Genomic DNA, 25716 nt, shown 5'->3' with positions numbered 1-25716 from the left:
ACCCATTGATTGACGGGGGGAATCCCTGCTCGATCGATGGGTTTTGTTTGGTTTGGAATCGGCAGGAGCATCGGCAGAAACGATCAAGTCATGCTAAAATAAGGATATTATAGAGAAAAAGTGAGCGTGATGAGATATGAAATGGATTCATACTGCCGATTGGCATTTAGGGAAAATCGTTCACGGGGAATCGATGCTCGACAATCAGCGAGCTGTTCTCCAGGAATTTCTGCAATTGCTTGACCGGGAACAACCGGACGCGGTCATCATTGCCGGTGATTTATATGATCGGGCTGTCCCGCCGACGGAAGCCGTCGAACTGCTGGATACCGTCTTAGCCGAAATCGTGCTCGAACGGAAGATTCCGGTCGTCGCGATCAGCGGCAACCATGATTCAGCGGAACGACTGAGCTTCGGAACGACGTTATTACAACGGGCGGGTCTTCATCTGGCTGGAAAGTTAACATCAACAATCGAACCGGTCGAGATTCAAGGCGTCCGTTTTTACCCGGTTCCGTTCGCGGATCCGGCGACCGTCCGCTATGTCTATCAAGATGAAACGATCCGGACGCATGATGACGCGATGCGAAAAATCATCGGGATGCTGGACATCGAGGGACCGAGTGTCCTCGTCGGGCATGCCTTTGTCATAGGCGGACTTGAGACCGATTCCGAACGGCAGTTGTCAGTCGGGACCGCTGGACAGGTCAGTGCCAGCGCCTTTGCTCCGTTTACGTATACGGCACTTGGGCATTTGCATAATCCGCTTGCGATCAACTCGGAGACAATCCGTTACAGTGGTTCGTTGTTGAAGTACTCGTTCTCGGAAGCGCATCACGTCAAAGGCGTCGATATCCTGACGTTGAACGATGCCGGGACGTTTGACCGCCGCTTCGAACCGTTGACGGTCAAGCGCGATTTGCGTGAACTGACCGGCAGTCTCGCTGAGCTGACGGATCCGGTCTTCGTCGCGACACAAACGACGGATGATTACATTAAAATCAACTTGACGGATGCTGAAGCGTTGATTGATCCGATGGGGAAATTAAAGAAAATCTATCCGAATATCCTTCATCTCGAACGGACCGGATTTACCCGTGAAAGTACCCGGGCCGTCCAGGCGTCACGCGATCAGGTTCAGGCCGCGACAGTAACGGATCTGTTCCGTGAATTTTATGAAGCGGTCCGGGAAAAACAACCGACGGATGCGATGCAGGCCGTCTTAGAGGAGGAAGCTTCATGCGTCCAGAACGATTGACCTTACGTGCGTTCGGACCGTTTGCCGACGAACAGACAATTGATTTTCGTGCGCTCGGCGGTCGGACGATGTTTGTCATCTCGGGTAATACCGGTGCCGGAAAAACGACGATTTTTGATGCGTTGACGTTTGCCTTGTACGGCGAAACGTCAGGCGGCGAACGGGAAATGAGCGATCTGCGCAGTCATTTCGCGAAACCGGAAGATAAAACGGAAGTCGAACTTGAATTTTTGTTAAAAGGCGAACGCTACCGGATCATCCGGCAACCGAGTCAGCCGCACCCGGTCAATAAGACGGATTACGGTCATGAGGCTGAACTCGCGCGGCATGACGGCACGACCTGGAAACCGCTTGCGCTGAAAATTCCGGAAATCCGCCAACAGGTGCAGGAACTGTTGCAACTCGATCACAAACAGTTTTCGCAAATCTTATTGCTTCCGCAAAACAAGTTCCGGGAACTGTTGATGGCGGAGTCAAAAGACAAATTACAGATCCTCAAGCAGTTGTTCAAGACGGAACACTACGGGGAGTTTCAACAGCGTCTCCACCGGAAAGCACTCGATCTTGCAGCGGCCATCAAAGAAACGAAAACGAAGCAGCTCGCGAAGCTGGAAGAATTACCGCTCGACCTCAACTGGTCGGAAGCGACGGAAACGACGATCCGTCACCAGACCGATACATTACTTGCGACACTTGATGAAAAAATTGAGCAGGCAAAGACGGTGGAACAGACGGGACGTCAAACGGTCGAACAGTTAACAGAACGGTTTCGTCAGGCCGAACAACTCGAGCAGACCTTCACTGAGTACGATCAATTAGTATCTCTTGAGCAACAGCTTGCCTTGACGTTGCCGGAAACGATGCGTCAGAAAGAGCAGTACGACGCAGCGGCCCGGGCAGCTGCGATTCAAGGAGTGTACGAAACGTTTCAGTCGGTGGAACAAACGGTCCGGCAATTAGCCGGCTCGAAACAAACGGTTCTGTCGGAACTCGAACATCTGCAACAGCAACTCGAACAGGTGAACCGGACCGTCGAACAATTGACAGGACAGGAACCGGAAATGCGTGAAGCATCCCGGCGACTGGAGCAAATTGCGGACGAACTGCAACGACTGCAGGATCAGGAACAATTGGTGCGTCAACAAGAAGATTTACGACGTGCCGTCGCCACCTTAAATCCCGAAGCGTTACGTGAACAGCGGACTCGTCAGCGCAGTGAACGGACGCAGCTACAGGCTGAAATCGCGACGATGACCGACGATTCGAGCACCCGTTTGTCCTTACAGGAACGCCGATTCATCTTGCAATCGGTCGAACAAAAACAGCAGGAATGGCAACGCAATGAATCAGAGCGGCTCCGGTTGATCGAGCAGGGCACACGCGTCAAAGCGGAAAAGGAACAGGCGGAACGGACGTATACGGCAGGACGTCAGAATGAACGTCGGCAACTTGCGGCGGAACTTGCGGCGCATCTGCATGACGGGGAAGCCTGTCCGGTCTGTGGCAGCGCGACGCATCCGCAACTCGCCGTCAAGACGGAACCGCTCGATGTCGAAGCCTTGCACCAAGCCTACTTAACCGCGCAATCGGCGCACCAGGAGTTACAGGCGACGTACCGGACTGTTGCGGAACGGAAACGGCAACTCGAACAGGAACTTACGACACTTGCTGACGGACAGCCGGTTCCGACTGATGTGACAGCAATTCGTACAGAAATCAACAACTTAAAAAATCAAGAGAGCCGCCTGCAACAGCAACAGGAACGAAAACAGCAGATGGAACAACAGCTCCGAACCACCGAGACGGCACTGGAACAGGCAGACCGTCAAATCGAGGAGGAGACGGACCGACAGTCGAAACTGCATTTGGAACTGGCACGGCTCGAAGGGATGCTGAATCAAAATCCGAATGCACCGTCACGCCGCGAGTTGGAAACGGAACAGCAGACACTAACAAAACGGTTGGCGGAGTTTGAAGCGGCACGGACAGCAGGACAGACTCAAAAACAACTGCTCGACCAAGAAGTCGCGGCGCGGACCGGACGCCTTGAGCACGTGGAAGAAGAATTGACGACACATACGTCGAAGCGGACGGAAGCCAAACATGCTTTGGAGCAGAGCCTGCAGGAAGAACGTTTCGAGACGATCGAACAATTCGAGCAGGCCCGTCTGACACGACAAATGATGGAACAGTTGGCGGAAAGACTCGAAGCCGACCGGCGGAAACGGCAGGATGTCGAAAGCGGTCTTGAGCGGATCCGACAACTGATTCAGCAACAGGATCGTCCGGATCTTACGGCCCTTCGTCCGATCGTCAGACAAGCAGAAGTGGAACTGGCAACAGCGACGGATTACCGGATCGGCGTTGAAAAAGAACGGTTGCACATCAAACAGCTCGTTGATGCCTGGTCGAGCTTACAGCAACAAATCGAAGCGGAAGATGCGCGGTACGGTATCCTCGGCGAGCTGGCGCGGGTCGGTGTCGGTGACAATGCCCAGCGGATGACGTTTGAGACGTATGTCCAGACTGCCTATTTCGATGAAATTTTGCAGGCGGCGAACCGTCACTTACACGGGATGACGTCCGGACGTTTCCTGCTCGAACGGAAGACGGAAGCAGGTAAAGGATTAAAAAAATACGGACTCGATTTAAACGTCTTTGATGCCTATACGTCGCAGACACGGCACGTCAAGACGTTGTCCGGCGGGGAAAGCTTTAAGGCGTCACTTGCTTTGGCACTCGGATTATCGGAAGTGGTACAGGAAGCGAGTGGCGGCGTGTCGCTTGAGACGATGTTCATCGATGAAGGATTCGGTACGCTTGATCCGGAATCGCTCGAGCAGGCAATTGAAACCCTGTTGTCGATTCAGGCGAGCGGACGGATGGTCGGTATCATTAGCCACGTGCAGGAACTGAAGTCACGGGTCGATGCGAAAATTGAAGTGACGCAAGGTAAAACAGGATCGACGATTCGCCTTGTCGTCGAGTGAGGGGTGCGAAATGGAAACAAGACAAATGGTCACGAAATCAAGACTGATCACTGATTTGAAAAAACTTGGTGTGACACCGGGCATGAAAGTGTTCGTCCACAGCTCGATGAAGGAAATCGGTTGGATTCCGGGCGGCGCACAATCGATCATTGAAGCATTGCAAGAGGTCGTCACAGCAGACGGTCTGATCATGATGGCGGCACAGAGCACAGATAATTCGGATCCGAAAAACTGGAGCCGTCCTGCCGTTCCGGAAGACTGGTGGGAAACGATCCGTCAGGAAATGCCGGCGTACGATCCGGCGAAGACACCAACCCGGAGTATCGGCAAGGTGCCGGAACTGTTCCGGACGTTCCCGGACGTCAAACGCAGTGCCCATCCGATGTGGTCGGTGACAGCCTGGGGAAAAGAGGCGGAATCCTTCGTTGTGGGTCATACGATTGACAATGGATTTGGTCCCGGCTCACCGCTTGAAAAATTCATTGAAGCGGACGGACAGATTCTGCATATAGGGTCGCCGTGGGATTCGACGACTGTTTGGCATTATGCCGAATATGGGATTGACCGTCCGCTCGAAGAATCGGGATGTAAAATGAAACAAGGAGACGAGGAAGTCTTTATTCGTTATCAGCACCGCATCATCGACAGTGATCCGTTTGGACCGATCGGTGAAGGTATGCTCGACGAACCGTTCGTCACGACAGGGAAGGTCGGACAGGCGACGTCGCATCTCGTCTCGGCAAAGGAATCGATTCCCGTCGTCATGTTTCAACTGAATGCCTTAAATAGCTGGTTAAGCTGAAACTTTTCCGGGAAACAACCGTATTAAGAAATACAAAAACAGAAGGAGTGAACGCAAGATGGCAACACGTTTTAAAGTGAATCCAGCCTTACGCCGCGGTTTTGAGACGGCGCGTGCCGGCGAACGGCCGATGACGAAGGCAGGGACGATGAGTAAGATTTTCCTCTTACTTGCACTCGTCACGGCAGCAGCGGGAGGAACCTGGTTCTTTTTAGCCGCTAATCCGCAATTTTTAGTACCAGCCTTGATCGGAGGAGTCGTCCTCGGGTTGATTCTTGCACTGATTATTACATTTAAACCGCGGACCGCTCCGGTACTTTCACCGGTTTACGCGATTGTCGAAGGGGTCGCCGTCGGTGCGATTTCACTGATGTTTGAAAGCATGTACCCGGGGCTCGTCGGGAAGGCAGTCCTCGCGACATTCGTTGTTTCGTTTGCGATGTGGTTCGTCTATTCGACGGGCATGATCAAAGTAACACAACGTTTCCGTTCAGCAGTCACGGCAGCGATTCTGTCGATCCTTGTCTTGTACGCTGTCAACTTGTTACTCGCGTTATTCGGTGTTGATCTGCCGTTCATGACAGGCAGTTCACCGCTTGCGATCGGCATTCAGTTCGTCATCGTGATCGTCGCCTCACTGTCACTGGTGATGGACTTTGATTTCATCTCGCAACAAGTCCAGGCCCGTGCACCGAAATCGATGGAGTGGGTGGCCGCGTTCGGTTTAATCGTCACGATCATCTGGCTCTACATCGAGATGCTCGATTTACTGTACCGTTTGGCAGCACGTGATTGATCTGGATTCATCTGTGAGGAGAAAATAGACATGAAACCACTGATCTTATTTGATGGGGACTGCAATTTGTGTGATGCCAGTGTCCAGTTCATCTTAAAACGCGATCAAGGTTATTATGACTTTGCTTCGTTGCAAGGCATACTGGGTCAACAGATGATTGAAAAACACCGGCTGTCGATGGATTTAGATAGTGTCGTCGTCATCGAACAGGGCGTGCCGTACGTCAAATCAGATGCGGCGCTTCAGATTACGAAGCATTTAAACAGTGCCTGGCCGCTTCTGTCGGCTTTTCGATGGTTGCCGCGATCGTTACGGGATGTCGTCTATGATTTCGTAGCCGAGCACCGGCATGAATGGTTCGGACAAAAACAGCAGTGTCTGCTGCCGGATCCAAAGACGCGGGCCCGGTTTCATGATTAAAGTAAAACAGGCAGGTTAAACGTAAACCGGATCATTCCTTTCTGACAGAGATGAATGATCCGGTTATTTTTTATGAGTATCATGTATTTTATAATACGTTCAGGTAACTTAATTAAAATATGTCCGCTGAACACACCAACAGGCAAGTCTTCCGAAAAAACGGAGGACTTGCCTATTGGTCGTTTAACGACTGTCGGACGAAGTGTCTTTGAGTGCATCGACATATTGTTTCGCTTCAAGCAAAGGATACCCCAGTGTTTCCCGGACAAGTTTGATGGCTTCGACCGTTTGATGATCAGTGAGAAGATGCTGAATTTTTTCATTGAGTAAGGTATGACTGTTTGCCGCATCCGTCATGCCGAGGTGTTCCTGAATCCGGGTCAGTTCGCGCAAAAGCTGTTGTTGCATGATCCTTTGTTTTGCAAGTTGTTGCGAGACGGATTGCCAGAACATGATCAAGAGGATCAAAGGCAACCAAATCGAAAAAAATGAGTCCAGCATAAAATCCCTCCTTTTTCTCACCGTACCACAACAAAAATGATGTAACAATTAGTGGAAATTGAAAAGAATACCGTTTATTCTGAAATAGTGGAAAATTAAGGGTTCGAAAAAGAAAGGAATGAAAAGTGTGGAAGATTTGTTAGCGGCGTTGATACCGATGTTACTTTTGACAGGAATTGTCCTGTTCGTTGGCTTTGCCGTTACGCTAGGCAGTTTGTTTTATTTCCGCCGACGTTCGTTTGAGAAAAGTACATATAAGCAGGTTACGCAGGAACGGTTTCTGAAAGCCGTCCGTGACAAAGGGATCTGGGGGGAATATTTAACGACCCGGCAACTTGAAAAAGTCGGAGGCTACGGGAAGTTCGTCATCAATACGTATATACCGAAAGCGCGGGGCAAAGGATTGACGGAAATCGATGTGACGTTCATTCATGAGAGCGGTATTTATGTGCTCGAATCGAAGAATTACAGCGGCTGGATTTTCGGAAAAGAAGCGGACCGGCAGTGGACGCAGATGTTTAAAAATCGCTACAAACAAAAATTTTATAATCCGATTAAACAAAATGAACAACACCTGAAGAGCATGGAACGATTTTTGGAGGGGACGGTCGGAGAAGAAGTATTCCAGTCGGTCATCGTCTTCAGTGAACGTTGTGAACTCAAAAAAATTACGGTAGACTCCAGTCACGTCCATGTCATTAAGCGTAATGATTTACGGCGGACCATCAAGAAACTGGCGACTGTCGATCGTTTGACACCAGCACAGGTCGATGCTGTTTACAAACAACTCAAGCAACAATCCCAAGTCGAGCAAGAAGTGAAGGAAGCACATATCGAGTCGATTAAATCGTTTACTTAATAAAAATATGCAAAATCTAATCATTTTGGAATGTTAAAAATTTACTACAAAGAAATTCCGATCAGAATGATAATTAGGAGAGAAAAATGAAGAACATAAAAAGAAACATATTTATTGTAATTGCTATTTTAGCTGCTCTTTTCATTGGCGGTGGAGTTGGTACGTATGAAGCAAAAGCGAAACTCCACGGAAAAGAAGTCGATATAACTGGACTTGAAAACGAAATTAAAAAACTAAAGTCAGTCAGAGAGGATGCAGAGGAAGGAAAAGCAAGTGCAATGGAAGATTATCAATCAGTATTAGATATGATTGATCAGCGCGATGCGTTAAAATCTGATATCGTTAATGCTGAAGCTAAACTGCAAGCAAAAGAAGATGACTTCGAAAAAGTTGATGGCAATTATACTAAGATTAAGAATCAAATTAAGACTAAGGAAAATTTATTAAAACAATTAAGTATGCAAGTACGAGAAAAAATGGATGATCCTAAAACATTAAATGCTGGACAATATACAGTGGGTATTGATCTACCCGTTTCAAGATACAAAGCTACAAATATCGGTTCAGGATCTAACTTCGTAGTACATAGTGCGAGCGGGGATTTAAAAGTAAACACAATTCTCGGAGCTGATGGTAGCGGAGATTACACATTTTACGCTGAAGATGGTGATACGCTGATTACTGAAGAAGCCGTAAAACTGATTCCGATGAAGTGAATAAAAGAAGAAACAGTTGTTGAGAAGTAATACTTCATATCAACAACTGTTTTTTTTGAAGAAAAGAACAATTTGACAATCCACCGGTTCCGGCATATAGTAAATAAGTTCGAATAATAAGTAGTGCAACTATTATGCCGAAAGTGGGGAGACTTAATGAAAGAAGCGGATTGGTCACTTGGTATGCAATTGTCACGCAGCTATCTTTCCTTTAAACGGGCTGCCACGAAACGGATGGAACAACATGGTCTGACACCGGAACAATTTTCAGTGTTGAGTGAGCTGCATAAGCAGGAAGGCATCTCGCAAAAACAGCTCGCATTGACGACCGAGCGGGATCAGACGACGGTTGGTAAGATTCTTGATAAGCTGGTCAAGAAAGGGCTTGTCATTCGTTCGGCGGATCCGAGAGACCGGAGAGCCTTCATTTTGTTGACGACGAAAGAAGGCATCCAAACGATTCAGCTGCTCGAACCGACGCTCGATGAACTCCAGCAGCAGGCGTTTTCCGGTTTGACGAAAAAAGAGATCAAACAATTCATCAAGACACTCGAGACCATTTACAAAAATGTGACGTAAGTGGTTTCTCTTTTTGGTCAAATAGTTGCACATGCTATTATAAGTAATGCATATATAAAAAAGGAGAGCAAATTACATGAAGAGTTTTAAATCAGTATGGTCCATCACACAAACGAAAGTCGGGCTAATGTTTGCCTTGATCGTTCCGGTCTTATTCCTTGTCGTCTGGATGACCGGTTACCATGGGGCGACGGACCGGCTGGATCAGTTACGGGTCGCTGTCGTTAAAGACACGACGACGGAAGGACTGTATAACAATCTCAAAGATGATAGTCCGTTTACTGTCAAAGCCGTTTCGTCCGAAACGGAAGGTCTGAGACAACTGGATGCCGGAAAAGTCGAGATGGTGCTTGCTGCGGACTTAACCGATGCAAAACAAATGACGTTTCACGTCAACCAAGCGAATGCCGAGTTTGCGAACGGTATTCTGAAACAGGCGACGGCTGAAATCACGCAAGGCGTAAATGGACAGCCGCCTGTACGTTCGGATATCATCATCGAGCACCAGGTGTCTGATTTCTCGATGTCGATGCTACCGTTGTTACTTGGCTTCGTGATTTATATTGCCGTCATGACGATGGGAATCCAGTTTAATCTTGTGACACAAATTCTACAAAAACGGTTTTCAAAATGGTCACTCTTTTGGAGCAAACAACTGTTGCACGGTATCGTCCTGCTGGTTGTTCCGCTCGTCATGGTATCGCTTGCGTTTGCATTTGCCGATATCGAGACATCTTTCTTGAAAGTTTGGGCGTTCCAATTGTTGCTGACGGCAACGTGTATCAGCGTCACGCAGATGAACTTCACGATTTTTGGCCCGATTGCACCGCTTGTAAATGTCGCATTGATTCCGTTTCAGTTAATGACGGCGGGCAATATCGTTCCGTCTTCGATGCTCGCTCCGTTTTATCAGACGATTGGTCATTATCTGCCGGTTCCGAATGCGGTCGGTGGGTTAACCCGGTTACTGTATTTTGACGGGGACATCTCAACCTATCTCCTGCGATTGGCGATCATTTTGCTCGTGACACTTATCGTCACACTGATGTTGACAGCGCTCCGCCGGGAACAGGCGCATATCGTCGAAGTCAAACAGGCTTCCTGAATCAAAAAAACGAGCTTGATCCGGTCGGATCAAGCTCGTTTTTTAGTTAAGCAAACAGTTCAGTAATCACTGTGTCACCCGTTAATAAGGGAATCGTTTGGTGGAATGCCGACTGTTGACCGATCGACGCGACGACGACACGTGCGACATCTTCCCGGGCAATCGTTGTTTCGTCCGTCGATGTCGGATCCGTCGTTACCGCTCCCGTTCCTGTCTCGTCCGTCAGACCACCCGGACGCAGGATTGTATAGGCAAGCGAACTTTCACGCAACAGGCGATCCGCATAATGCTTCGCGACATAGTACGGTTTCATGCTGTCGGACCATGTTTCCGGCGAATCAGCATTTAAGGCGCTGACCATGATGAACTGGCTCGCTTGGATGCCTTCTGCTGCCGCAATCGATTTTGCCGCTCCGTCGAGATCAATCAAAATGGTTTTATCGGCACCGGTGTGACCGCCGGAGCCTGCTGTGAAGATGACGATGTCACTGCCTTGGATGGCATCTTGAATCGACGCGACTTCCTGCTCAAGATCGAGAAAAACCGGTGTTGCCCCAAGTGCTTCAAAATCTGCGAATTGCTCTTTTGAGCGCAGGCCGACACGGACATCGTGACTCGATCCGCTTAATTGCTTCGCCACCTGTCGACCGACTTTACCGTTTGCGCCAATAATGAATACGTTACTCATCTTCCATTCCTCCCATTCATTGAATCGTTCTTTATCAGTATGAAAGAAAGTAAGTGTATCCTGCAATCAAGAGGACTTGATGAAAGAACATCGCCTCATTTTGACGAAATAATCAAAAAATTGTTGGAACAGTTAGAACAATATGATACTGTTTTGAGTATTATACAAAACACAGCGTCAGACAGAGAGAGGAAGCGAGCAGAGTGAATAAACGAGGGTTAGCGCTTGGAGGAAGTCTGTTGCTTTCCGGTCTCATGGTAGCGACACGATTAAAGGACGTCGCCGGTTCATTCAGCGTCGGCAAACAAAATGTCTTCACGACGAAAAAGATTGTCGTCGGAACAACCGGCGATTATAAGCCGTTTACGTACCTGAACCGTCAGACCAATCAATATGAAGGGTTCGACATCGATGTCATCCGATCGTTCGCGGAAGAGGCAGGGCTTGAAGTCGAGTTCGTCCCGACGACTTGGGGGACACTGACACGTGACTTACGTGCCGGGAAATTTCATATGGTCGTCGGTGGCGTCACGAAGAACATTGAACGGGAAATCGTCGGCGACTTTACAAAAAGTTATTTGTCGTTTCAAAAGACGCCGCTTGTCCGGGCGACGGACCTCAATCTGTTAACGTCGATCGAGGCAATCAATCGTCCGGATGTGACGATTGGCTTGAATCCGGGAGGGACAAATGAACAGTTCGTCCGGCAGACGTTTGATCAGGCGCATATCGTCATGTACACCGATAACTTAGCGATCCCGGCAGCTGTTGCGGCCGGGGAAGTTGATGTCATGATTACCGATACCGTCGAAGCGATTTATTATGCATCGCTTGATCAGCGACTCGGGGCTCCGAAAATCAGTGAGAAGTGGATTCCGGCTGAAAAGAGTTACCTGATCCAGGATCGACAGACCGAAGTCCTCGACGTCATGAATCTGTGGATGAACTCCTATGACGGACAGGAACGGATTCGAGTCTTAAAAGAAAAATGGTCTGTGGCTTCTGTCGTACATGATGTCATCTAACTGAAAAAATTGATGGGCAAATCCAACTTTGGGTTTGCCCCTTTTTGTGCAATCGGTCAAAAAACGGGTAAAGGTAAGGAAGTGACTGAACGATTTACTGTCAAGAGGAAGGACGGATGAGCATGATTGAAGTAGATCAGTTGACGAAGGAATATAACGGGAAAAAAGTCGTGGATCAGATTTCCTTTCATGTCGACAAAGGAGAGATTTTTGCCTTTCTGGGACCGAACGGTGCCGGCAAGTCGACGACGGTCCAAATGCTGACGACGTTGATTGCCGTCTCTTCCGGCAGTGCAACGATTAACCAGTACGACATTAAGCGAAATCAAAAAGATGTCCGGTTGCAAATCGGTGTCGCCTTACAGGAAACCGGGATCGACAATGATTTGACGGGTGAAGAGTTACTCGTGCTGCAAGGGAAACTGTTCGGCTTTTCGCACGACAAGGCAGTTGAGCGGGCCCGTGAACTGCTTGAGCTGGTCGGATTATCGGCAGACGGGAAACGCCGTGCCGGAACGTACTCTGGCGGGATGAAACGTCGGCTTGATTTAGCTTTGACCCTTGTCCATCAGCCGACTGTGCTGTTTTTGGATGAACCGACGACCGGTCTCGACCCGGCGAGCCGCCAGCAAATCTGGACGGAAGTCCGGCGCTTAAATGAAGAATACGGGACGACGATTTTTTTGACGACACAATACCTGGAAGAAGCCGACCAGCTGGCAGACCGGATCGCGATCATCAATGATGGGAAGCTGATTGCCGAGGGGACGGCGGCAGAACTGAAAGCACTGAACGGGAAAGAACGGATTGAAGTGGTACTTGAAGGAGAACAGTCGACCGAAGCTTTCCGGCAGGCATTTAACGGTAAGATCGAGAAGGGCCTGATCATTTTGCCGTCAAACGGGACAGAGACGCTGAAGCAGGTCGTCCGCTATTTGGATGAACAGCATTTGACGGCGCGTTCGCTTGTCGTCAAACAGCCGTCGCTCGATGATGTCTTCATCCAGCTGACAGGTCAGGCCTATAAGGAGGAGAGCTGATATGTGGCGGGAAACCTTGATATTGACGAAACGTAGTCTGCTCGTAACATTACGGAATCCGTTCTCATTCATCCCGAACTTGATCATCAGCGTCTTTTTCCTGCTCGTCTATACGAGCGGGCTGTCCGGTATCTCCAGTCTGCCCCAGTTTGGTGGCGTCGACTACTTGAACTTCATCCTGCCGGTCTCAATCGTATCCGGGGCCGTCGGCGGAGCCGGGGGAGCGGGACAGGCACTCGTCAAAGATATCGAGAGCGGTTATTTCGCACGCTTGCTGTTGACGCCGGTCTCGCGGACGGCGATTGTTCTCGGTCCGATGCTTGCCGGGATGTTGCAATTATTCGTGCAGACCTTACTGATTTTTGGAATGGGCTTTTTGCTCGGTTTGTCGATTCCGGCGGGTATCAGTGGCTTTTTCCTTACGATTGTCCTCGCATTGGGCTTTGGTCTCGCCTTTGCCGGTTATTCCGTCGGTGTCGCCTTGAAAACTCGGAATGCCCAGGCGGCACAAGCCGGAACCTTGCTGTTTTTCCCGCTGATTTTCTTATCGACGACATTTGTCCCGAAAGAGTTGATTGAAGCGGAGTGGTTAAAAATCGCAGCAACACTCAACCCGACGACCTATATCATGGAAGGGATGCGGGCTGTCCTGTTACGTGAGACGATTGATTGGAGTGTTTATACGCAGGGCGTCATCGTCGCCGCCGTTTTGAGCATTGCGATGGTCGTATTTGCGGCATTAAATGCAAGAGGGGCCTTGAAGAAATGACAAAACGCTGTACCCGGCTATTTCAGCCGGGTACAGCGTTCTTTTTTTTTAAGATGATTTAGGCGTGCGGACCACGTAATAGATACCGGATAGAATCAAGAACACGATTCCAATCAGGATCGAGACGCGGGTCTCGTCGTTGAATAACATGCCGACGAGAACAATCAACAGCATCACAATCGTGATGTAGTTCGTATACGGTGCACCGGGCATCTTAAACGGGTGATCGGCCATCCGGTCCGCTTCGATTTTCCGGTACTGGATGTGGCTGATCAAAATCGCGAACCACGGTACCATTCCCGGTAAGACCGAGGCACTGTAGACGTAGACGAAGATGTTCGTGTCTTTTCCGAGGAACAGCGGCAGGACGATATCGAGGATGACACCGACGAAGATACCGGCTGATACGGCAAGTACCGTATACAGGGGAATGCCGTTTTTATTGACCTTCAGGAAAAGCGACGGCATCTGTCCTTTTTCTGCAAGCGTGTAGACCATCCGGCTCGAGCTGAAGATGCCCGAGTTACATCCGGACATCGCGGCGGTGATGACGACGACGTTGATGACGGCAGCCGCTGCTGTAATCCCGACTTTCGCGAACGTCGCAACAAACGGGCTGCCGATATCCGCGAGCTGATCCCACGGATAGACGGTGACGATGATGAAGATCGCTCCGACGTAGAAAATCAGGATTCGCCAGATAACACCGTTGATGGCACGGGTGATATTCGTTTCCGGATCCTTTGTCTCTCCGGCGGTTACGCCGATCAACTCGACACCGATGTAAGACGCAAAAACGATCGAAAGGGCAAAGAAGAAGCCGCTGAAGCCGTTCGTGAAGAAGCCGCCGTGCGACCAAAGATTGGAGAAGCCGATTGGTGTCCCGTCGTTTCCGAAACCAAACAGAATGAGGCCGAGACCGGCGATGATCATCAGGATGATTGTCACGACTTTGACGGAGGCGAACCAAAATTCGAGTTCACCGAACATTTTGACCGATGCAAGATTCGCCAGTGTCAGGATGACGATGACGACGACACCCGGAATCCAGGTCGGTAAATCCGGCCACCAGAATCGCATGTAGGCACCGACGGCAATGACTTCACTCATTCCGACGATCACCCAGTTGAAAATGTTGCTGCTCGCTGTCATGAAGCCAGCTGCCGGATGAATATAATCATTCGCGAACTTTGCATATGATCCCGTATGTGGATGGGTGTAGACCATCTCACCTAAGGCTCGCATAATTAAAAAGATAAAAGCTCCTGCCATCATATAGGCAAGAATGACGGATGGACCGGTCCAGGCAATCGTACTCGACGATCCAAGAAATAGACCAACGCCGATTGTCCCCCCTAAGGCAATCATTTGTACTTGTCGTGCTGTCAGTTCCCGCTTTAAATTCGAATCCATAAGTACCCCCCATGTACCAAAAAATTGATAACTGTCGAACTTGTAAGACCAGTTCGAAACACTATAGACATGAGTATACTATTTTAAAAAAGAGAATAGAAAGCTTTTTCTGAAAATTTTTGAGTTTTCTTGATAAAAAATGAAAGGAAATGAAAAAGTCGAACCGCTTCAAAACGAAGCGATCCGACGATTGGTCATTCCGGAATGAAATCTGTGAACGTTCCGGCATAGAGACGGGTTTCTGTAGAAAGAACAATCCGGTTCTGGCGCATCTTGATGGTTCCTTGAAGCGGTGAACCTTGTTCCGACTCGAACAGGATGCGGGCCTTCTCGACGTAGGCATCACCTTCCAGTTGTAACAAATACGTATGCTCATTGTCCGTCGAAATCAAATACTCGCCTTGAACGACGAAGTCCGAAAAGTGACGGAGCGGGACTTGGTAACTCGTACTGTTGCCTTGGTGAAAGTGGACGACACGGTAATCCGGATGATAGAAGAACCAGGCATCATCCGACGCGCAGACGTTCAGTGCATAACAATCATCAATCGGATAATCCTTGTTCTTAAAGACGGCTTCTCCAAACTCGTTAAAAACAGCTAATCCAAATGAACCAATCGAATTGGTCGCGATATCGGCAAACACACCTTCATCGAAGTAACTGACCCAAATCTGATTTTTTTCATCGACATGGACGTTTTGAATCCCGTCATCAAGACAATAGCTGTCGAGGAGATGACCGGCTTGATCGTAAACAAAGGCGTTCGGCAACCAGGAACCGTCGATATCATCGTCACAACGGGAGGCGACGAGTAGAATCCGGCCGTCGGAAAACGAGTCGACATAACTGAAATCGGTTTCGGCCTGAGCGACAATCGTCGTTGTCCGCCATTGATCATACAAGCGGTGGACATGCAGGACATTTCTATGGCGTTTCGTATCATAAATTTCTTCGATCATCATGATTTGTCCTGAAATCGTCAGTCCCGTGGCAACGTGTTTTCCAGTAACTTGAGACGCCGTAACGCGATCAAGGTGAATTTTTAATGTGTTGGAAGTATCCAAGATAAGTCGCTCCTTTTTAAAAACAGTCTGCCGCGGGGGACAGACTGCAAAACTTGAATCAGGTTGTACGTTGACGTTTTTTAAGGAAGACATAGACAAGAATCATAACGACAGCAGCAATCAGGACACCATTCGTATAAGGTGCGGCTACTTCTTTGATCGAACGCCAATTCGTGCCGAGCGTCTCTCCGAGGTAGAGGAAAAGAATTGACCAGGGAATGATGGCAAGGACGGTATACAGTGAGAATTTTGTTTGGTCCATTTTGGCGAGACCGGCTGGAATCGAAATCGCATGACGGACGACCGGAATGAAGCGGGCACCGAAGATGACGCCTTGCCCGTATTTCAAGAACCAGCGTTCTGCGAGATCGAGATGGTGTTCCGTGATCAGCAGGTACTTTCCGTATTTTAAAATCAATGGTCGACCGCCATAACGGGCAAACCAGTATAAAAAGAGTTGCGAGAACAAACCACCAATGACGGCAGCGACAACAGCGAGCGGCCAACCGATCGTTCCTTGGGAAATCATGAATCCGCCATAAGACAAGACGATTTCGCTCGGAATGATTTCAATCATTAATCCAAGGGCGATTCCGAAATAACCTAAGTCAGCGAGATATAATAAAACGTTATTAACAACTTGAGATAACACATGGAACACTCCTTCTGCTTCACTTCATTCCTTTATATTAGAGAAGAAAGTGGGAAAATGGAAGAAAAATTCGTTAATCTTGCGAATCAAATATACATATGGAATGTTTGGGGTCAATCTGACAGATTGAACTGCAAAACTTTCAAATGAAGGAAAAAAAGGACCAACACCTCAACAGGTGTTGGTTCCATCATACAATGAACGGTTTATAACACCATCGCGGCAATCGTTCCGAAAACGAGCAGCGGCAGATTGTAGTGCAGGAACGTCGGGATGACGGTTTCGCGCATGTGATCATGCTGTCCGTCGGCGTTCAGTCCACTTGTCGGACCGAGCGTCGAATCGGATGCAGGGCTTCCGGCGTCGCCAAGGGCACCGGCCGTCCCGATGATAGCAATCGTCGCTTCCAGACTGAATCCGTACTGGACACAAAGCGGGACGAAAATCGCAGCGATGACAGGAACCGTCGAGAAACTCGAGCCAATCCCCATTGTGACGAGCAGTCCGATCAACAGCATGACGAAAGCGGCAATGAGTTGGGAATCGCCCATCAAGGCTTTTGAATTCTCAACGAGCGGATCGATGTCACCGGTTTTCCGGAGGACGTTCGAAAATCCGTTCGCTGAAATCATGACGAACCCGATGAACGACATCATCCGCATACCGCGGGTGATGACATCGTCTGCTTCGCTGAAGCGGACGAGACGAAGAAGGAGAAACAGGACGAGACCTGTTGTCGCAGCGAAAATCATCGATTCGGTCGTCAACTGGACGGCGAGCGTCGCGAGGACGACGAGTCCGCTGAGGAACAGTTTTGTTTTCGTGATGACAGGAATCTCATAGTCGTCCGGAGCGATATTCCGCATTTCGTATTCCCGTGGTTTCCGGTAAACGTAAAGACCAATCAACAGACCAACGAGCATTCCGAGTGCCGGAATCGCCATTGCCTGAATGACGGAAGCACCAGCCGTGTCCATTCCGTTTTTCGAAATGTTCGGCAAAAGGATCTGGTTCAAGTAGATATCCCCGAAGCCGACCGGCAGGAACATATACGGTGTGACAAGACCAAACGTCATGACGATGGCAATCAGGCGGCGGTCAATCTTCATCTCATTAAACAGACCAAGGAGCGGTGGAATGATGATTGGGATGAACGCGATGTGAATCGGTAAAACGTTTTGTGAGCTGATCGCGAGTAACAAGATTGCAAAGACGATAAAGCCTTTTAACTTCTTGACTGACGCTGCGTCAGCGGATCCTTTCGAACGTTTGATTAAGGCGTGTGCCAAGGCATCCGGAAGACCGGTTTTTGACAAGGCGACAGCAAACGCACCAAGTAAGGCATAACTGAGGGCGATTTCGGCCCCGGCGCCAAGTCCTTCAGCGAACGTCGCGATCGTCTTGTTGATGCCGAGACCGCCGATCAGTCCGCCGGCGACGGCACTGAGAACCATCGCGAGGACGATATGGACCCGGAAGATGGCTAAAAGAAATAATAGAGCAACGGCAATAATGACTGCATTAAACATGAACTAAAACCACACTTTCTTTTGGTATCACTGTACTATACTAAAGTATCATACAGACCGTTCTTTTGACTGTCAAGAAAAAAACAAAAAAAGGTATGACCGACGTCAGATTGAGGCCGGTCATACCTTTCTTCTTCATTAAAATGTGATTCAGCAATCGACTTGATCGAGTTTTCCCGTTCCCGGATCGATGACGAGTCCGTGGACTTCCGTACCCGGCGGCAACAGCGGATGGTTTTTAATCAATCCAACCGAGTGGCTGACATTTTCTTCAACGGATGTGAAGCCGCGCAACCATTGCTTCAAGTCGACGCCGGAAGCATCGAGTGTGTGCAACACCTGTTCATTGATTCCACGGTCCTGCATTTCAGCAATCATCTTCGCCGGATCGATTGTGCTCATGCCGCAGTCATGATGTCCGATGACAATGACTTCTTCCGCTCCGAGGGCATAAAGGGCGACGAGAATCGACCGCATGACGGATCCGAATGGATGGGACAGGACAGCCCCGGCATTTTTGATGATTTTCGCATCACCGTTTTTCAGACCAAGTGCGTGGGGAAGGAGCTCCGTCAAACGTGCATCCATACAGGTCAGAATCACAACCTTCTTATCCGGGAACTTATCCGAGATGAATGGTTCGTATTGTTTCTCTTCGACGAACTGTTGATTAAACGCAAGCATTTGATTAACGACTGACATGAAACTTCCTCCTTTAAGACAAATGAATGATGGAACTATTTCTAGCGTACACGATGAACGATTGGTCAGACAAGCAGATTCATCGATTGCTGTGACAGTTATCACAGGAGCGGGACAAAAAAGCGAATCCTTGCGTCAGAACAGGTTGTTTCTTTGAAAACGCTCTCATTCATGTGAAATAGTTCACAGGATAGCCATGCACAAATGTAACAAAAGGCGGTATGATTGATTTGTGAAGGAAAGCACAAACTATTTAAAATCAGCTTGGCATTCCTAACATGCAGTAGGGAAATGCAGACTCAGATTCGTTCCAAAATAGGGAGGAAACCTAACATGGCTGTCAAAGAAAAAATCAAACAAGATGTCTCACCTGTCGAACAAGCAATCAATCAAATCGTCGCCAAAGGTCAAACGGCACTTCAAGAACTACTGACATTTGATCAAACGAAAATCGATGCGATCGTCCGGGACATGGCACTTGCCGGTCTTGAACGTCACGTCGAACTGGCACGTCTCGCAGTTGAAGAAACAGGTCGTGGTGTCTTTGAAGATAAAATGATCAAAAACATGTTCGCAACAGAATACATCTACAATAGTCTTCGTGATGAAAAAACGGTCGGAATTTTAGAAGAGGATGTTCAAAACGGCATCACCTACATCGCGGAACCGGTCGGCGTCGTTTGTGGCGTCACACCGGTGACGAATCCGACATCAACAACGATGTTCAAAGCGTTGATTGCGATCAAAACACGTAACCCGATCGTGTTCGCGTTCCATCCGTCAGCGCAACAATGTTCACTCGAAGCAGCCAAAACATTACGTGATGCTGCCGTCAAAGCCGGTGCTCCAAAAGATTGTATCCAGTGGGTCGAACAACCGTCACTTGAAGCAACAAAAGTCTTGATGAATCACACTGATATCGCAATGGTCCTCGCGACAGGTGGAGCCGGCATGGTCAAATCCGCTTACTCAACCGGTAAACCAGCACTTGGTGTCGGACCGGGTAATGTACCGTGTTACATCGAAAAATCAGCTAAAATCAAACGCGCCGTCAGTGATTTGGTTCTCTCCAAAACATTTGATAACGGAATGATTTGTGCGTCTGAGCAAGCGGTCATCGTCGATCAAGAGATCTATGCCGAAGTGCGGGCAGAAATGGAAGCACTCGGTTGCTACTTCTGTACGCCGGACGAGAAAAAACGTCTTGAAGCGCTCGTCATCAAAACTGATACATGTGCCGTCAATGCGGACATCGTCGGAAAACCTGCGACATGGATTGCAGCAAAAGCCAGCATCGACGTTCCGAGCAATACGGTCATGCTGGTCGCGGAACTCGAAAAAGTCGGAGCGGAAGAACCGTTGTCACACGAAAAATTAAGCCCGGTTCTCGGTGCTTACAGTGTCGCCTCAACGAACGATGCCTTCCACGTCGCGGAACGGATGCTTGAAATCGGTGGACTTGGTCACACGGCGGTCATTCATACGACGAATGATGAGTTGATGACAGCGTTTGGTCTCCGGATGAAGGCGTGCCGGATTCTCGTCAACAGCCCATCGGCACACGGTGGAATCGGCGATCTTTACAATGAATTGACACCATCACTGACACTCGGCTGCGGATCATACGGGAAAAACTCGGTCTCTGAAAACGTAACGGCGAAACATCTACTCAATGTCAAGAAGGTGGCGAGACGACGCGTGAACATGCAGTGGTTCAAAGTACCGGAAAAGATTTTCTTTGAAAAAAACTCCGTTCAATACTTGAAATCGATTCAAAATGTCTCCCGGGCATTGATCGTCACCGATCAATCGATGGTCGAGTTCGGCTATGCCGATAAAGTCATCCGTAACTTGCCGGCAGGCGTCAGCTACCGGATCTTTGACCAAGTCGAACCGGATCCATCCGTGACGACCGTTCAAATCGGTGCGCAAGCGATGCACGATTTCAAACCGGACTTGATCATCGCCCTTGGTGGGGGATCGGCAATGGATGCCGCGAAAGGCATGTGGTTGTTCTATGAGCAACCAAACGAAACATTCTCGAATCTGCGTCAAAAATTCATGGATATCCGCAAACGGGCTTATAAGTTCCCGGAACTCGGTAACAAAGCGAAGTTTGTCGCTATTCCGACGACATCCGGTACGGGATCAGAAGTCACACCGTTCACCGTCATCACCGATAAAGAAAAAAACGTCAAGTATCCGATTGCTGACTATGCGTTGACACCAGACGTTGCGATCGTTGATCCGGAGTTCGTTATGACGGTGCCTGCCTCAATCACGGCGGATACTGGGATGGACGTTCTGACACACGCAACGGAAGCGTTCGTCTCCGTCCTTGCGAACGACTACACGGATGGACTGGCGTTAAAAGCAATCAAGATGATCTTTGAGTACTTGCCACGTGCTTATGATAACGGTTCAGACGCCGAAGCACGCGAAAAAGTCCACAATGCTTCAACGATGGCCGGAATGGCGTTTGCCAATGCCTTCCTCGGCATCAACCACTCAATCGCGCACAAAATCGGTGGGGAGTTCCACACACCACACGGTCGGACGAATGCGATCCTGATGCCGCACGTCATTCGTTACAATGCATCAAAACCAACAAAACTCGCAGCTTTCCCGAAATACGAATCGTTTATCGCGGATGAACGCTATGCGGAAATCGCCCGTTACCTCGGTCTGCCGGCAACAACGACGGAACAAGGGGTTGAATCGTTTATCCAAGCTGTCAGTGAACTCGGACAACGCCTCAACATCAAGATGTCGTTCAAAGCCCAAGGCATCAAAAAAGCCGATTTTGAAGCGAAACTCGACAAGATGGCCGTCGATGCGTTTGAGGATCAATGTACGACAGCGAATCCGAAAATGCCGCTCGTGACGGAACTCCGTCAAATCATGGAATCTGCTTACGAAGGTATCTAAATAGAGAGAAAAACATCATGGCAATTCAAAAGAGCCTTGCTTCCGGTTAACGGAGGCAAGGCTTTCGTGTGTTTTTGATCATGTGAGATGAGGTGAAAATCAGGCGGATTCCTGTCTTTGCTTTCCTGAAGTAGAGGTATATGTATACATAAAAGATTAACGAAACCAGTCCCAATACATCGTCCCTTGCGCAACAATCAAATAATCGAGCCACTTATCGAAGGAGAAAGGAAGCCGCTCGAAGTCAGGATCTTCGTACGTCAGGAATTCACCGGTCCAGATCCGATTGTCGTCTTCACTGATTGATTCACAAACGAGCCATTCGCCGTCAGGACCGGCCCCAATCGGAATAAACCCAGACGGACATTCCCAAATCGGGAGATAGGTCAAGATATCTTCAATCGTAAACAACTCGAACCCACCGCCTCCGTCCGGCGTGAAGTAAAGACGGGCGCCATTGTGAATACTTAAAAAATGTATGATTTCTTTAGGCGTGTCTTTCGGTAGCCGGGCCAATTCTTCCGGGCTGGCGCCTGAATGGAAGGTGAACGATTCGACCTCGACATATCCTTTTTCCTTTTGCACTTCGAGCTGACCGTTGATTAAGCGGGCCTGTAATTGAAGTAATGTTTCCATCCTTGCTTGATACATGTCTTTAGTTCATCCCCTTCAAAAAGTTTTTTGCGACTCGATTCTTCGGTTCCATCCGTAAGATTTCATTCGCCACAGCACGGGCTTCCTGTTTCGGTGTGACTTGATCGGGCACTTCCGCTAAAAACAACAAATACTCAAGGAAGGCGACTTCTTGACGATGAGTCAGAGCAACTGTTCGCTGAACATGGTCATACGCTCGGTAGTAGGCGCGGTCATAATGACAAAAAGGATGAATCAATAAACCAAACGCTAACTCGTGCAGTTTGACTGTTTCTTGTTGTTCAATCAGATAACAGACGAACTGATACAAAATGTCTGTCTCGTGATCAAAGGCGTCCCCGATTAATTCATCACTGATTTCATCGATGTCATATGTATCAAATAAGATTTTGGCCTTATCGTACTGATTCATTCCAATCAGTGTCATGAGGTAAGTGTAAGCGATAGACATTTAAATCCAGCTCCTTACTGAAAAGTACGAGTCGTGTTCTTTTGACTGTCATGCCACCACTTTCTAATCACCAGACACAGCGCTTCGTAGTCTTTGAGCGCTTTTAACGTCTCGTGCACCTGTTGAACGGCAACTTGTTGCTCCTTTTCAGTTACGGGTTCAAGGTGAAGAGCTTTGGACAGACTATAGGCAAGCCATCCGAGTTTACTCGCGTATCCAGCGGACAGAGCTGGCTCAAGAGGATAGTCAAGTCGACCGCCTGCCGCATGATACCCTTTGACGAATGCCTCGAAATGGTCTCGTCGCACATGATTTTGCTCATCGAGCGACCAATAAAGGATCGTTTCTAAAAAATCGTGCATCGGATGAATCGGACCGGCCGATTCCCAGTCGATGAGAATCGGTGCACCGGACTTCCATAACACGTTTTTGGCATCCAAATCGCGGTGACTGAGAACCGATGTTCCTCGCAATTGTTTTAGGGCAGAAGACGCCTCGTTGTCCCAACGTTTGATTCGTTTTAAGTCCGTCCAATAAGGTTCTAGCAGTGTGTGGCCTTGCTGGCGGATTTTTTCTGCGAATGTGTCCCATGGAACCGGAGACTCAGGTGATGCAGCGGTTTGTTGAATCGGCAGCGAGGACAGGTCCGCAGTATGAATCTGCGCCAACTGTTCACCGATCAGTTCAGCGTGGTTTGGTGTGACTTGGTGAATCGGCAACGTCAACCCGTCCACCCATGGGAAGACGAGATAATATTGTGTACCGATTTGGTGTAAGGCGGATCCATTGATCGTGAGGGCGGGCAAGGCAGAGACTTCGCCAGCTAAAGCTGTGACAATCCGTTCCGAATCGATGAAGTTTTGCCGTGCAGTCGGACGGGAGAGGATGATCGGATTCAGTAACTTTACTGCATACGTTCCGGTCGTCGTTTGAAGAAGAAACATCTTGTGCAACAGACCACCGGACAGAGGATCCGGATCCGTCAGTAACTCCCCGAGCTTGAATCGTCTGCTGATAGTCTTAAATAGTGTTGAAGCGTTTTCTGTTGTCGTCACGTCGTTCCTCCTTATGAAATCGAAATTCCTCTTCCATACAGATTTGGTTATAATTAGAGTATATCGTACGGAAATGACCAGAAGTCATTGAAATTAGGCGACTGGCGTTTCTGAACGGCATAGAACAGGAATAATCAAACAAAGGAAAAGGAGGGATTGGCGATGGAACAACGACAAGAGCGGCGTAACAGGCGTTTCTCAATTATGGATCTTGTATTCGGGATCGGGTTTGGTCTGATCTTCTTTGCGGTGTTATTTGGTCTGATGACAGTCGTGACCGGACAAATCGAGTCCTCAAGCGATTATCAGTCACTCGTGAATCAAATGCAGGATGCGGGTGTCACTTGGGGAAGCAGTGACGTGACAGTAACGCTGATGTTGCTGTTTGTCGGTGGCCTCGACGTGACGATGCCGTCTGCCGTCCGGGAAGCAATCATCAACCAAGTACTCGGAGCGAGTTCGGCCGGAGATGTCCTGTCGATCTTTGGGATTGATTTGAATCAAGTCTTGTCCCCGCTGACGTTCGACGTGACATATGGTTCCCTTTTGCTTTCAGTATTCGGCATCGTACTTGTTTTTATCCTCTTTTTACTGATGCGGATCAAAGCGAACCGGCTCGGATGGACAGTCCGGTCCGTCAGTTTTTTAGTGACTGCTTGGATCGGTTGGTTCATGCTCGTTCAGCGCAGTGACTCGATTTCCTTTTTATCGTTCCAGGACGGTGTGTTGACACAAGGATTGCTTGCGCTCGGCATCGTGATTGCGTTAAGTTATCTGGCACTGTATCCGCAAGGGTTGTCCGGTTTATCGGCAGCAGCCCGTGGCAGCTTGCTTGTCTTAATGTTCGCGAGTTGCCTCCAACTGTATCTCGTCGTCACAGATGAAACGCAGTATGACGGGGATTCGGCACTTCGGACGGCCTTGACCGTCGCGAGTCTGGATGCCGGAAGCGGCGGAATGTACGACTTGTTGCACGGTGGGCAGATTGCCTACAAAGCGAATGTGCTCGGTGCGGACGTTGATGTACCGGTGACGATGCTGAACGGTGAAACCTCGACCGGTCAATTAAATCAATCGATTGAAGATGTTTTGGCAGAAATCGATACGGATCGGGTGGCAGAACAACTGTTGACGATTCTCGGCGGTGAACGTCCCGATTTATCCGATACCCGGTTGAATCTTGAACCAATTGATTACGGTATCGCAAGGCAGACGATTCAAGCGCTTGATGCCGAATCAGCAGGAGTCACGCCGGAGCCGGTCAACTCGGAAAGTGCGTACTGGATCTTGATTCTGATTCCGTTTATTCTGTATCTGTTTGCCAGTATCCGGGCATTCAAGACAATTCTTGATCCGATTGTTTTCGCAGTCCTGATCGGTGTCACGAGTTTCCTTGTCGCTCAAGCAACTACGGCAGACTTTACTGTCGCTTGGCGCAATGAAGCGCTGTTGCAGTTTTCACAGCAACCGACCGGACTGACGCCGCTCTACGCTGCGGGGATGGCATTGATTGCCGGATTGATTGGATTTGTCATCAAACGAAAACCAACTGTATAACCAATGACGCCGGTCGACCTGAGAGGGAAGGGCGGCGTTTTTTGATTTAACATGTAAAGGCTGTTTGAAGATTATTAAGCCAGTATTTGGAATTAGTTAAGCAGGTTAAATAAGACGGATGTCCGACCTATTCAAAGTCGCTATAAGCTACAATGAAAGCGTG

Annotated in this window: 24 protein-coding genes; 14 read left to right on the top strand and 10 right to left on the bottom strand. The window is 48.9% G+C overall.

Annotation, left to right across the window (positions count from 1 at the left end):
* Positions 1-136: 136 nt before the first annotated feature.
* Genes MUN34_RS08190 through MUN34_RS08170 form a run of 5 tightly spaced genes read left to right on the top strand, consistent with a single transcriptional unit; the run spans position 137 to position 6266 of the window.
* Positions 137-1258 carry an exonuclease SbcCD subunit D gene (locus tag MUN34_RS08190; protein WP_247857490.1) on the top strand — a complete coding sequence of 374 codons (1122 nt, stop codon included), beginning with the start codon at positions 137-139 and terminating at the stop codon, positions 1256-1258.
* Positions 1240-4248 carry an AAA family ATPase gene (locus tag MUN34_RS08185; protein WP_247857489.1) on the top strand — a complete coding sequence of 1003 codons (3009 nt, stop codon included), beginning with the start codon at positions 1240-1242 and terminating at the stop codon, positions 4246-4248. Before MUN34_RS08190 ends, MUN34_RS08185 begins: the two co-directional genes overlap by 19 nt.
* Positions 4249-4258: 10 nt before the next feature.
* Positions 4259-5050 carry an AAC(3) family N-acetyltransferase gene (locus MUN34_RS08180; RefSeq protein ID WP_247857488.1) on the top strand — a complete coding sequence of 264 codons (792 nt, stop codon included), beginning with the start codon at positions 4259-4261 and terminating at the stop codon, positions 5048-5050.
* 58 nt (positions 5051-5108) lie between these two features.
* Positions 5109-5846, top strand: a complete 738-nt coding sequence (locus MUN34_RS08175; protein WP_026828634.1) for a Bax inhibitor-1/YccA family protein — start codon at positions 5109-5111, stop codon at positions 5844-5846.
* Between the two features lie 30 nt (positions 5847-5876).
* Positions 5877-6266, top strand: coding sequence for a thiol-disulfide oxidoreductase DCC family protein (locus MUN34_RS08170; RefSeq protein ID WP_026828633.1), 390 nt, complete (start codon positions 5877-5879; stop codon positions 6264-6266).
* A 183-nt stretch (positions 6267-6449) separates the two neighbouring features.
* On the opposite strand, the gene MUN34_RS08165 is transcribed toward MUN34_RS08170, so the two are convergent.
* On the bottom strand, positions 6450-6767 hold the full coding sequence (locus MUN34_RS08165) for a hypothetical protein (RefSeq protein WP_235188864.1): 318 nt from the start codon (positions 6765-6767) through the stop codon (positions 6450-6452).
* A gap of 118 nt (positions 6768-6885) precedes the next feature.
* On the opposite strand from MUN34_RS08165, the gene MUN34_RS08160 reads away from it, so the two are divergent.
* The 4 genes from MUN34_RS08160 to MUN34_RS08145 all read left to right on the top strand — a co-directional run bounded on the left by MUN34_RS08160 (position 6886) and on the right by MUN34_RS08145 (position 10026).
* A complete protein-coding gene (locus tag MUN34_RS08160) occupies positions 6886-7626 on the top strand; it encodes a nuclease-related domain-containing protein (RefSeq protein ID WP_247857487.1) in 741 nt (246 codons plus the stop codon).
* 86 nt (positions 7627-7712) lie between these two features.
* The gene (locus MUN34_RS08155; protein ID WP_247857486.1) at positions 7713-8342 is read left to right on the top strand and encodes a hypothetical protein; all 630 of its coding nucleotides are present in this window, start codon (positions 7713-7715) and stop codon (positions 8340-8342) included.
* Positions 8343-8498: 156 nt separating this feature from the next.
* Entirely contained in the window at positions 8499-8921 is a 423-nt protein-coding gene (locus MUN34_RS08150) for a MarR family winged helix-turn-helix transcriptional regulator (RefSeq protein WP_026828629.1), read from the top strand.
* 76 nt (positions 8922-8997) lie between these two features.
* Positions 8998-10026 (top strand): YhgE/Pip domain-containing protein, encoded by a 1029-nt coding sequence (locus MUN34_RS08145; RefSeq protein WP_247857485.1) that lies wholly within the window; start codon positions 8998-9000, stop codon positions 10024-10026.
* A gap of 46 nt (positions 10027-10072) precedes the next feature.
* Here MUN34_RS08145 and MUN34_RS08140 read toward each other — a convergent pair whose 3' ends face one another.
* Positions 10073-10714, bottom strand: coding sequence for an SDR family oxidoreductase (locus MUN34_RS08140; protein WP_247857484.1), 642 nt, complete (start codon positions 10712-10714; stop codon positions 10073-10075).
* A gap of 203 nt (positions 10715-10917) precedes the next feature.
* Here MUN34_RS08140 and MUN34_RS08135 point away from each other — a divergent pair, with 203 nt between their 5' ends.
* From MUN34_RS08135 to MUN34_RS08125, 3 genes are all read left to right on the top strand, one after another.
* Positions 10918-11739 carry a transporter substrate-binding domain-containing protein gene (locus MUN34_RS08135; RefSeq protein WP_247857483.1) on the top strand — a complete coding sequence of 274 codons (822 nt, stop codon included), beginning with the start codon at positions 10918-10920 and terminating at the stop codon, positions 11737-11739.
* Positions 11740-11861: 122 nt separating this feature from the next.
* Positions 11862-12779 (top strand): ATP-binding cassette domain-containing protein, encoded by a 918-nt coding sequence (locus tag MUN34_RS08130; protein ID WP_247857482.1) that lies wholly within the window; start codon positions 11862-11864, stop codon positions 12777-12779.
* Position 12780: 1 nt separating this feature from the next.
* The gene (locus MUN34_RS08125) at positions 12781-13548 is read left to right on the top strand and encodes an ABC transporter permease (RefSeq protein WP_026828624.1); all 768 of its coding nucleotides are present in this window, start codon (positions 12781-12783) and stop codon (positions 13546-13548) included.
* Positions 13549-13596: 48 nt separating this feature from the next.
* On the opposite strand, the gene MUN34_RS08120 is transcribed toward MUN34_RS08125, so the two are convergent.
* The 5 genes from MUN34_RS08120 to MUN34_RS08100 form a co-directional block, all read right to left on the bottom strand.
* A complete protein-coding gene (locus tag MUN34_RS08120; RefSeq protein WP_026828623.1) occupies positions 13597-14961 on the bottom strand; it encodes an amino acid permease in 1365 nt (454 codons plus the stop codon).
* Positions 14962-15155: 194 nt separating this feature from the next.
* A complete protein-coding gene (locus MUN34_RS08115; protein ID WP_247857481.1) occupies positions 15156-16025 on the bottom strand; it encodes a hypothetical protein in 870 nt (289 codons plus the stop codon).
* Between the two features lie 58 nt (positions 16026-16083).
* Positions 16084-16677, bottom strand: a complete 594-nt coding sequence (gene uptA / locus MUN34_RS08110) for an undecaprenyl phosphate transporter UptA (RefSeq protein ID WP_026828621.1) — start codon at positions 16675-16677, stop codon at positions 16084-16086.
* A 206-nt stretch (positions 16678-16883) separates the two neighbouring features.
* On the bottom strand, positions 16884-18206 hold the full coding sequence (locus MUN34_RS08105; protein WP_247857480.1) for a Na+/H+ antiporter family protein: 1323 nt from the start codon (positions 18204-18206) through the stop codon (positions 16884-16886).
* 150 nt (positions 18207-18356) lie between these two features.
* Positions 18357-18908: a beta-class carbonic anhydrase gene (locus MUN34_RS08100; RefSeq protein ID WP_026828619.1), complete on the bottom strand. Its 552-nt coding sequence runs from the start codon at positions 18906-18908 to the stop codon at positions 18357-18359.
* A gap of 333 nt (positions 18909-19241) precedes the next feature.
* Between MUN34_RS08100 and adhE the strand changes: the two genes are divergently transcribed.
* Positions 19242-21836 (top strand): bifunctional acetaldehyde-CoA/alcohol dehydrogenase, encoded by a 2595-nt coding sequence (adhE, locus tag MUN34_RS08095; protein WP_247857479.1) that lies wholly within the window; start codon positions 19242-19244, stop codon positions 21834-21836.
* Positions 21837-21992: 156 nt separating this feature from the next.
* Here adhE and MUN34_RS08090 read toward each other — a convergent pair whose 3' ends face one another.
* From MUN34_RS08090 to MUN34_RS08080, 3 genes are read right to left on the bottom strand one after another with little or no spacing between them, the layout of a single operon-like run.
* Entirely contained in the window at positions 21993-22487 is a 495-nt protein-coding gene (locus tag MUN34_RS08090; RefSeq protein ID WP_247857478.1) for an SMI1/KNR4 family protein, read from the bottom strand.
* A gap of 4 nt (positions 22488-22491) precedes the next feature.
* Complete coding sequence (locus MUN34_RS08085) at positions 22492-22941, bottom strand: hypothetical protein (protein ID WP_247857477.1); 450 nt, start codon at positions 22939-22941, stop codon at positions 22492-22494.
* 14 nt (positions 22942-22955) lie between these two features.
* A complete protein-coding gene (locus MUN34_RS08080; RefSeq protein WP_247857476.1) occupies positions 22956-23996 on the bottom strand; it encodes a phosphotransferase in 1041 nt (346 codons plus the stop codon).
* A gap of 162 nt (positions 23997-24158) precedes the next feature.
* Here MUN34_RS08080 and MUN34_RS08075 point away from each other — a divergent pair, with 162 nt between their 5' ends.
* Entirely contained in the window at positions 24159-25553 is a 1395-nt protein-coding gene (locus MUN34_RS08075; RefSeq protein ID WP_247857475.1) for a hypothetical protein, read from the top strand.
* The last annotated feature ends 163 nt before the right edge of the window (positions 25554-25716 follow it).

Source organism: Exiguobacterium sp. 17-1, from assembly GCF_023096305.1.
In the GTDB taxonomy this organism is placed as follows: Bacteria; Bacillota; Bacilli; order Exiguobacteriales; family Exiguobacteriaceae; genus Exiguobacterium_A; species Exiguobacterium_A sibiricum_A.
This window is presented reverse-complemented; position numbering and strand designations above follow the sequence as displayed.

Excerpts from the sequence above, each read along its gene's own strand:
- MUN34_RS08075 (WP_247857475.1), top strand. The coding sequence starts at position 24,159 with ATGGAACAACGACAAGAGCGGCGTAACAGGCGTTTCTCAATTATGGAT.
- MUN34_RS08185 (WP_247857489.1), top strand. The coding sequence starts at position 1,240 with ATGCGTCCAGAACGATTGACCTTACGTGCGTTCGGACCGTTTGCCGAC.
- MUN34_RS08100 (WP_026828619.1), bottom strand. The coding sequence starts at position 18,908 with ATGTCAGTCGTTAATCAAATGCTTGCGTTTAATCAACAGTTCGTCGAA.
- MUN34_RS08170 (WP_026828633.1), top strand. The coding sequence starts at position 5,877 with ATGAAACCACTGATCTTATTTGATGGGGACTGCAATTTGTGTGATGCC.
- MUN34_RS08190 (WP_247857490.1), top strand. The coding sequence starts at position 137 with ATGAAATGGATTCATACTGCCGATTGGCATTTAGGGAAAATCGTTCAC.
- MUN34_RS08140 (WP_247857484.1), bottom strand. The coding sequence starts at position 10,714 with ATGAGTAACGTATTCATTATTGGCGCAAACGGTAAAGTCGGTCGACAG.
- MUN34_RS08130 (WP_247857482.1), top strand. The coding sequence starts at position 11,862 with ATGATTGAAGTAGATCAGTTGACGAAGGAATATAACGGGAAAAAAGTC.
- MUN34_RS08165 (WP_235188864.1), bottom strand. The coding sequence starts at position 6,767 with ATGCTGGACTCATTTTTTTCGATTTGGTTGCCTTTGATCCTCTTGATC.
- MUN34_RS08175 (WP_026828634.1), top strand. The coding sequence starts at position 5,109 with ATGGCAACACGTTTTAAAGTGAATCCAGCCTTACGCCGCGGTTTTGAG.
- MUN34_RS08125 (WP_026828624.1), top strand. The coding sequence starts at position 12,781 with ATGTGGCGGGAAACCTTGATATTGACGAAACGTAGTCTGCTCGTAACA.
- MUN34_RS08085 (WP_247857477.1), bottom strand. The coding sequence starts at position 22,941 with ATGTCTATCGCTTACACTTACCTCATGACACTGATTGGAATGAATCAG.
- MUN34_RS08145 (WP_247857485.1), top strand. The coding sequence starts at position 8,998 with ATGAAGAGTTTTAAATCAGTATGGTCCATCACACAAACGAAAGTCGGG.
- MUN34_RS08150 (WP_026828629.1), top strand. The coding sequence starts at position 8,499 with ATGAAAGAAGCGGATTGGTCACTTGGTATGCAATTGTCACGCAGCTAT.
- MUN34_RS08105 (WP_247857480.1), bottom strand. The coding sequence starts at position 18,206 with ATGTTTAATGCAGTCATTATTGCCGTTGCTCTATTATTTCTTTTAGCC.
- MUN34_RS08160 (WP_247857487.1), top strand. The coding sequence starts at position 6,886 with ATGAAAAGTGTGGAAGATTTGTTAGCGGCGTTGATACCGATGTTACTT.
- adhE (WP_247857479.1), top strand. The coding sequence starts at position 19,242 with ATGGCTGTCAAAGAAAAAATCAAACAAGATGTCTCACCTGTCGAACAA.
- MUN34_RS08090 (WP_247857478.1), bottom strand. The coding sequence starts at position 22,487 with ATGTATCAAGCAAGGATGGAAACATTACTTCAATTACAGGCCCGCTTA.
- MUN34_RS08120 (WP_026828623.1), bottom strand. The coding sequence starts at position 14,961 with ATGGATTCGAATTTAAAGCGGGAACTGACAGCACGACAAGTACAAATG.
- MUN34_RS08155 (WP_247857486.1), top strand. The coding sequence starts at position 7,713 with ATGAAGAACATAAAAAGAAACATATTTATTGTAATTGCTATTTTAGCT.
- MUN34_RS08180 (WP_247857488.1), top strand. The coding sequence starts at position 4,259 with ATGGAAACAAGACAAATGGTCACGAAATCAAGACTGATCACTGATTTG.